Raw genomic sequence first — 7,367 nt, forward strand, 5'->3', positions numbered from 1 at the left:
TACTTGTCTCTGCCAGCAGTTCATAAGGGAATAAAAATAATCGCCTTTTATTTCGTAAGCAAAATCTAGGTGACTTATTTCAAACACTCAAACTTGTCAATTTGATGTGGGTGTTCATTGGGGTAGGATGTATGTTTATATATATGTGTCTAGATGCGTTAAATATCAAGCGAATCTTACATATTCTACATCAAGATATTTCCTATTTTAATTGCTTAAGGTATACTTTTTCAGGCTTTTTCTTTAGCTCAGTAACCCCTTCAGCATCTGGTGGTCAGCCGATGCAAATTTATTATATGTTTAAAGATCACATTGAAATCTCGCATTCTTCTTTAGCTTTATTGCTTAACTTTGCGAGCTTTCAACTCGTGACGATTACGGTGGCGATTATCTCCTTTTTAAGTGAGTATCGATTTTTAGGGGATATTGGAAGAACCCTAAAAATTTTATTAATGATTGGCGTTGGCGTAAATTCTTTTTTATTGGTTATCGTATTGATGGGGATTTTTTCAAAAACATGGTCTCTTAAAATCGTTGATTTTGTTTTAAGTCTTTTACAAAAGCTAAAGGTTAAACAAATTGAGTATTTGAGACAATTAGCATATGATCAAATTAAAAAGTATCAAGAAGGAGCTGTCTACATAAAGACACATCAAACACGCATGGGATCAGTTTTATTAACCACCTTTTTTCAAGTCATGGCCATGCATTCTGTGACGTATTGTGTGTATCGAGCGTTTGGCTTATCAGATTTTTCTTATCTCAAAGTGCTATCCCTTCAAGCCATTTTATATATAGCTGTGTCAGCCATTCCATTACCAGGTGCAGTTGGAGTGAGTGAAGGTGGGTTTGTCATGTTATTTGCGACCCTATTTCCGAAAATGTTAATTGATTCAGCCATGCTTTTAAGCCGAGGCATCAGTTTTTATTTATTTGTGGCGATTAGTGGATTAGTGGTGCTATTGGGTCACCTTCTAATAGCCAAACAGAATAAGAAAAAAGAAGGTTTAACTAGTTAACCTTTTTTTCTTTTATGAACGAGAAGAGGATAAATGGGGATAAAAGAAACTAGGTCTTTTCGTGAAGTAGTGTTACAATAGAGAAGTCTCATTGATTTTCGATAAGAAGAAATCGTTATCAGGAACTCATTCATTTCGCTTAAGGGACCGAAATAACCAAGTTTGAATCGTTATAGTTCGGTTATGAATTGTTTGGGTTATAGAACAGATTAAGAAAGTATAGAGGGATTTAAATGACAGCATTTAATGAGTTACAACTGAGTGAATCGATTTTGAAATCATTAACAGGACTTGGATATGAGCACGCGACAGAGGTACAGGCAAGTGTCATTCCAACTGTTTTAAATAAACAAGATTTGATTGTGCAATCTAAAACCGGAAGCGGGAAAACAGCAGCGTTTGGGATTCCGATATGTGAAATGTTAGATTGGGATGAGAATAAGCCTCAGGCGCTTATTTTAACGCCAACACGAGAATTAGCACTACAAATTAAAGAAGAGATTTCAAATATTGGCCGTTTCAAGCGAATCAAGGTAACGGCGGTTTATGGGAAGTCTCCATTTAAAGAGCAGGCTCGTGAATTAAAGCAAAAAACTCATATCGTCGTGGGAACACCAGGTCGTGTTCAAGACCATTTAGAACGTGGGACGTTGTCTCTTGATAAATTATCTTTATTCGTATTAGATGAAGCTGATGAAATGTTAAAGATGGGGTTCATTGAGGTCGTTGAAAATATTATGAATGAAGCACCTAGAAAACGTCAAACGATGTTATTTTCAGCCACAATGCCAGATCGCATTAAAAAATTAAGCCAGCATTATTTAACTCATCCACAAGAAATAAAGATTGAATCACCGACTTTAACAACAGATCTTGTTGAACATGCACTATATGAAGTTCGTGAACAAGAGAAGGTAAAATTATTACAAGATTTATTAATGGTTGAAAATCCAGAGCGTTGTATGATTTTCTGTTCAACGAAAGAAGCGGTTGATGCCCTGTATCGTAATTTATCTCAAAAAGGCTATCCAATTGAACGTTTGCACGGAGGACTGGATCAGAAAGAACGTTTTGAAACGATGAAAAACTTCAAAATTGGTCGTTTTGCCTACTTAGTCTCAACCGATGTCGCAGCTCGTGGGATTGATGTATCAGGGGTTAGTCATGTGATTAACTATGATCTCCCACCGGAAAAAGATTCATTTGTTCACCGTATTGGTCGTGCCGGTCGTGCCGGTCAAAAAGGTAAGGCAATCACATTTGCGACTCGATTTGACCAAAGATGGTTAGAAGAGATTCAAGCTTATATTGGGTTTGAGTTACCGATTTGTGAACGTCCAAGTGAGGATGTGACGCAACAAGCGAAAGATGGGTTTATGAAAAAATTAAATTCACGTCCGACCTTACGTCATGAAAAAACGGCAGATGTAAACCGTGAAATTATGAAGTTATATATCAATGGTGGTAAGAAAAAGAAATTACGTGCGATTGATTTTGTGGGCGCAATTACGTCAGTTGATGGAGTAAGTGGCGAGGATATTGGAATTATTGATATTCAGGATAATGTCACGTATGTTGATATTTTAAATGGCAAAGGATGGACTGTTATTCGCGGTCTAAAAGATAAAACCATTAAAGGGAAAAAATTACGCGTTCAAAAAGCATATGAATAATGAAAAGGAGTTTGTTCTTTAGGGAACAAGCTCTTTTTTTGAAAGTAAATTCAGAAAAAAAAGTAATATTTTTATTATGAAAAGGCATTGTTTTCAACAAACAAAATGAATGGTAAAAATAAAGCGCAAAAACCGTTGCAACAAAAGATTTGGAAAAAAACTTGAGCTTAGAATCAAAAGGTAATTGAAATTTATGAGTGTATCAATTAATAAATTAAAAATATCACAAAAAAAAGAAGAATGTGATAAAAATCACAGTTTTTTTAAAAACTTGATGGTAGAATGAAAAAAGTAATGAGCTAAAAGCTAGATAGCTCTCATCAAAATTAGTCATATAAATGGTTGTAAATGGTTAAACTGTTAAAGAAGGATAATTTAAAACCTAAAGGAGATGTCGATGACAAAAGTAATTAATGTGATGGGTCAAGGTTCGAATGTTGGAAAAACAGACTTGATGGAAGGACTCATTCAAGAGCTTAAAACGCGAGGATTAAGTGTTGCAACCGTGAAACACGATGTACATGGTTTTGATATCGATCATAAAGGTAAAGATACTTACCGTCATCGTGAAGCGGGCGCAGAAACGGTTATTATCTCTTCAAAAAAGAGATTTGCAATGATTAAAGAAGTAGAAGAAGAAATAAAGTTAAACGATATTTTGAAGTTATTAAAAGATAAAGATATTATTTTGGTTGAAGGCTATAAAAAAAGTCCTTTAAGAAAAATTGAAGTCTATCGTGAAGGATTTAGTGAAGGGATTCTAACACCGGAACATTTATTGATTGCGATTGCTTCTAAAACAGAGGTTTTAAGTGAATCTCATTTAGTGATTGATAAAGAAGATTATAAGTCGTTAGCAGATTTAATAATGCAAGAAAAAGAATTTGAATTTGAAGAATAATTGAATAATTTTCTTGAGTATAAAAGGTCCTAAGGAAGTAAAATCTAAGGCATTTATACCTGAATCTAACAAAAGATTCACAGGGTGATACTTGAAAAAGTATGATCTCCACGTTTTGGGAAGGAAAATCAGTAGAGTTTATATAGATTTATATAAGCTTATTGCTCATGCCCAAAAATGGGTGGATGTAATAAGCTTTTTTTGTTGTCAAAAGTAGAGGTGATGGAGATGAAATCATTTATAAGTTTAGAAGAGGCCTTAACCATTATGGATCAAAATATTCTGTCACTTCAAAGTGAAACTGTGGAGTTGCTTGAGAGTGTCGGTAGGATTTGTAGTCAATCGATTTTCTCAGGTATTAATAATCCACCGTTTGATAAGTCGGCCATGGATGGTTATGCAGTTCGAGTTGAAGACTTAAATGAAGTTCCTAAAAAACTAGACATTATAACGACCGTCTTTGCAGGGACAAATAGTGAAGAAGAAGTTCGACCAGGGACCGCCATCAAAATCATGACGGGTGCAAAGATTCCTAAAGGTGCAAATGCCGTGGTGAAAGTTGAAGAGACAACGTGCGAGTCAAATCAGGTCACGATTTTGAAAAAAGCCACTCCTCAGCAATTTATCTGCCCAATAGGAGAAGATATTGAAATTGGGACGTTATTAGTCGAAGCAAAAAAAACATTAAATTATGCGGATATTGGGATTTTAGCGAGTGCAGGTATTCATGAGGTTCAAGTGTATAAAAAACCACGAGTGGCCTTTATTAGTACCGGAGATGAAGTCATGGATGTCAATCAACCGTTAAAAGAAGCTAAAATTTATAATAGTAATAAGTATGCACTCATCGCAAGATTAAAAGAAATGGGATATGACATCACCTATATCGACCATGAATTTGATTCAGAGATTGAAATTGCAAAGAAGTTAAAGCAAGCTGCAGAAGTTTCAGATTTAGTGATCACAACAGGTGGAGCGTCTGTTGGTGAGAAAGATTTAATTAAAGAAGCGATTGAGGCGCTAGGTGGAGAGAAGTTATTTTGGAAAATTCTCATTAAACCTGGATCGGCCATGCTAGCGAGTCTTTATGAAGGAAAACCAATCATTAGTTTATCAGGAAATCCAACAGCAGCGCTCACGACTTTTGAATTAATGGTCAAACCGACGCTTGAAAAATTGAGTGGACAGGTCAAAATAGAATTAAAAAGAGAACAAGCTATTTTACAATCTGATTTTACGAAGTCTTCACCACAAAGACGTTTCGTTCGAGGATTTTTTGAAGCGACACAAGAAGGACAACGTGTGTTTGTGACACAAGTGAAAAGTGGGAATAGCATTCTAAGTTCTGCCCTTCATTCTAATTGTTTAATAGAATTTGAAGCTAATCAAGAACCATTAAAAGCAGGATCGATTGTGACAATCATTAAATTATAAAAGAGGTGGCAGCATTGATTTCAAAAACACTAGCTATTTTAGCAGGTGGAAAAAGTAGCCGTATGAATTATCAGAATAAAGCGTTCATTGCATATAAAGAAAAGCAGTTTATCGAGCATATCATCGAGGCAGGGCGTGATTTTGAAGAGATGATCATTGTGACAAATCAACCAGAAGATTATCAAAAATATAACCTTAAGACAATTTCCGACATTTTCCCGGGAAATGGTCCATTATCCGGCATTCATGTTGCCTTAAAGGCAGCAAAAAATGAAGAAGTGCTATGTATCGCATGTGATATGCCCCTGACAAGTCGAGAGGTGCTTTATTACTTAGGAGAATATGTAACGGATGCTGATGTTTTAGTACCGTTATGTGACGATAGACTTCAACCACTATGCGCCGTTTATCATAAGCGACTTCTTCCTAAGATGGAAAAATGTTTAAAGAATCAGGATTTTAAATTACAAAAATTTATTTTAAGTGCGAATTATGAAGTGCTTAAAGGATTAGAGAATCGTCAATTTGTCGGAAAAGATTTTTTTAATGTTAATACGCCAACGGATTTGTTAGAATTGGAGGAAATATAAATGTATACGGTTGGAATTATCACAAGTAGTGACAAAGGATATGCCGGAGAGCGTGAAGATAAAAGTGGAGCCGTCGTGAAAGAAATCGTTGAGGCAAATGGATTTGAAGTGGTGAAATATATTGTTTTACCAGATGATCAACAAATGCTAGAAGATGAATTTAAAAAGATGTGTGATGAATTAAAAGTTAACTTAGTGTTGAGTACAGGTGGGACAGGATTTTCAAAGCGTGATATTACGCCAGAAGCAACGAAAGCAATCATTGAACGCGAGGCACCAGGAATTTGTGAAGCGATTCGTTACTTTAGCTTACAAATTACTAAACGAGCGATGTTATCACGCGCTGTATCAGGAATTCGTAAGGATACATTAATTGTGAATCTACCAGGAAGTCCAAAAGCTTGTACGGAGGCGTTGGATTTTGTATTAGACGATATAAAGCATGGAATTGATATTTTACTTGGGGAGGCCAAAGAATGCGCAAGAAAATAATCTTATTAACCGTCTTATGTATGGGAATGATTTTATCAGCGTGTGGGACGCAAAAAGAGGAAGTGACTGAACTTAATATCAGTGTAGCAGCGAGTTTAGTCAATCCGATTGATGAGATGATTGAACTTTATACTAAAGATCACCCTGTTAAAATTAATGTAAATTCAGGGGGATCAGGAACACTTAAGAAACAAATTTCAGAAGGTGCAGATATCGGTTTATTCTTCTCAGCGAATGAAAAATATGTGGTTGAGTTAATAGATGAAGGATTAGTAAAGCCTTCTAATAAATCAAACTTAATTTATAACACATTAGTCGTGATTAAGAATAAAGAGGCACAGACACTTAATTCCTTATTAGACATTAAAGAAAATGGATCAATGCTAGCCATTGGTGAAGTAAGTACAGTTCCAGCAGGTGAATACGCTAAAGAATCATTAACTAATCTTGGATTATGGGATGAGTTAGAATCTTCTTTAATTTATGGAAAAGATGTTACCGCTGTTAAAACCTATGTTGAACGTGGAGAAGTTGATTATGGTATTGTTTATAAAACAGATGCAATGAATCTTGAAAATGGTGAAGTGATGATGACGCTGCCAACGGATTCTTATCAAGAAATTGTCTATTCATTAGCATCGATTGAAGGTTATTCAAACGAAGCTGAATGTTTGAAGTTTATGGATTTTATTAAATCAGACACGGGAAAATCAATTTTGAAAAATTATGGTTTTGAAGTAAGTGAGTAAAATGATGGTTGTAGATGCTACCCTCATTTCAATAAAAGTTGTCTTAATTGCGGTTATCACCACGTTCATTCTTACCTTAATCGCGGTATGGGGAATTGGACTTAACAAACATAAGTCGATTCGTTCTCTTGATTTTATCTTTTTATTACCGCTATTTATTCCACCTTCGGCGATTGGCTATTTAATTTTAATCATCCTCGGTAAGAATGGGTGGATTGGAAGGTTTTTAAATCAAAATTTCAATCTATCCATTATCTTTACACTCAGCGCTGCAGTGATTGCAGGAATAATGGTGTCGATTCCGATTATGTATCAGAGTATTAAATCGGCTATTACCTCAGTAGATGAAGATATTATCAATGCGGCAAGAGTTTTTGGGGCCAGTGAGTGGGTGATCTGGTTAAAAATTATTTTACCGCTTTCCATTAATGGGATTTTAAATGGTATTTTACTTTCCTTTGCGAGAGCTTTCGGTGAGTTTGGAGCCACCATTTTAGTGGCGGGGAATA

Annotated in this window: 7 protein-coding genes, 1 pseudogene and 1 riboswitch; all 8 genes and pseudogenes read left to right on the plus strand. The window is 35.4% G+C overall.

Translation table 11 applies throughout. From position 1 onward, the window contains the following. Positions 1 to 56: 56 nt before the first annotated feature. A pseudogene (locus QWC74_RS07790) lies at positions 57 to 1,019 on the plus strand (YbhN family protein); the annotation flags it as partial. Positions 1,020 to 1,252: 233 nt separating this feature from the next. Continuing rightward, the gene (locus QWC74_RS07795) at positions 1,253 to 2,692 is read left to right on the plus strand and encodes a DEAD/DEAH box helicase (RefSeq protein ID WP_006785717.1); all 1,440 of its coding nucleotides are present in this window, start codon (positions 1,253 to 1,255) and stop codon (positions 2,690 to 2,692) included. A 397-nt stretch (positions 2,693 to 3,089) separates the two neighbouring features. After that, on the plus strand, positions 3,090 to 3,593 hold the full coding sequence (gene mobB / locus QWC74_RS07800) for a molybdopterin-guanine dinucleotide biosynthesis protein B (protein ID WP_006785718.1): 504 nt from the start codon (positions 3,090 to 3,092) through the stop codon (positions 3,591 to 3,593). Beyond that, positions 3,592 to 3,735, plus strand: a riboswitch (molybdenum cofactor riboswitch). It overlaps the preceding gene by 2 nt. Positions 3,736 to 3,821: 86 nt before the next feature. Then, the gene (gene glp / locus QWC74_RS07805; protein WP_006785719.1) at positions 3,822 to 5,027 is read left to right on the plus strand and encodes a gephyrin-like molybdotransferase Glp; all 1,206 of its coding nucleotides are present in this window, start codon (positions 3,822 to 3,824) and stop codon (positions 5,025 to 5,027) included. 5 nt (positions 5,028 to 5,032) lie between these two features. Beyond that, positions 5,033 to 5,617 carry a molybdenum cofactor guanylyltransferase gene (locus QWC74_RS07810; RefSeq protein WP_237701299.1) on the plus strand — a complete coding sequence of 195 codons (585 nt, stop codon included), beginning with the start codon at positions 5,033 to 5,035 and terminating at the stop codon, positions 5,615 to 5,617. Next, positions 5,618 to 6,109, plus strand: a complete 492-nt coding sequence (locus QWC74_RS07815) for a molybdenum cofactor biosynthesis protein B (RefSeq protein ID WP_006785721.1) — start codon at positions 5,618 to 5,620, stop codon at positions 6,107 to 6,109. After that, positions 6,094 to 6,858: a molybdate ABC transporter substrate-binding protein gene (modA, locus tag QWC74_RS07820; RefSeq protein WP_006785722.1), complete on the plus strand. Its 765-nt coding sequence runs from the start codon at positions 6,094 to 6,096 to the stop codon at positions 6,856 to 6,858. The genes QWC74_RS07815 and modA overlap by 16 nt, the downstream gene beginning before the upstream one ends. Position 6,859: 1 nt before the next feature. Further along, positions 6,860 to 7,367 (plus strand): molybdenum ABC transporter permease (locus tag QWC74_RS07825; RefSeq protein ID WP_288993972.1); only part of this gene is annotated, 508 nt, incomplete at its 3' end.

This window comes from uncultured Turicibacter sp., assembly GCF_938044715.1.
In the GTDB taxonomy this organism is placed as follows: Bacteria; Bacillota_I; Bacilli_A; order MOL361; family Turicibacteraceae; genus Turicibacter; species Turicibacter sanguinis.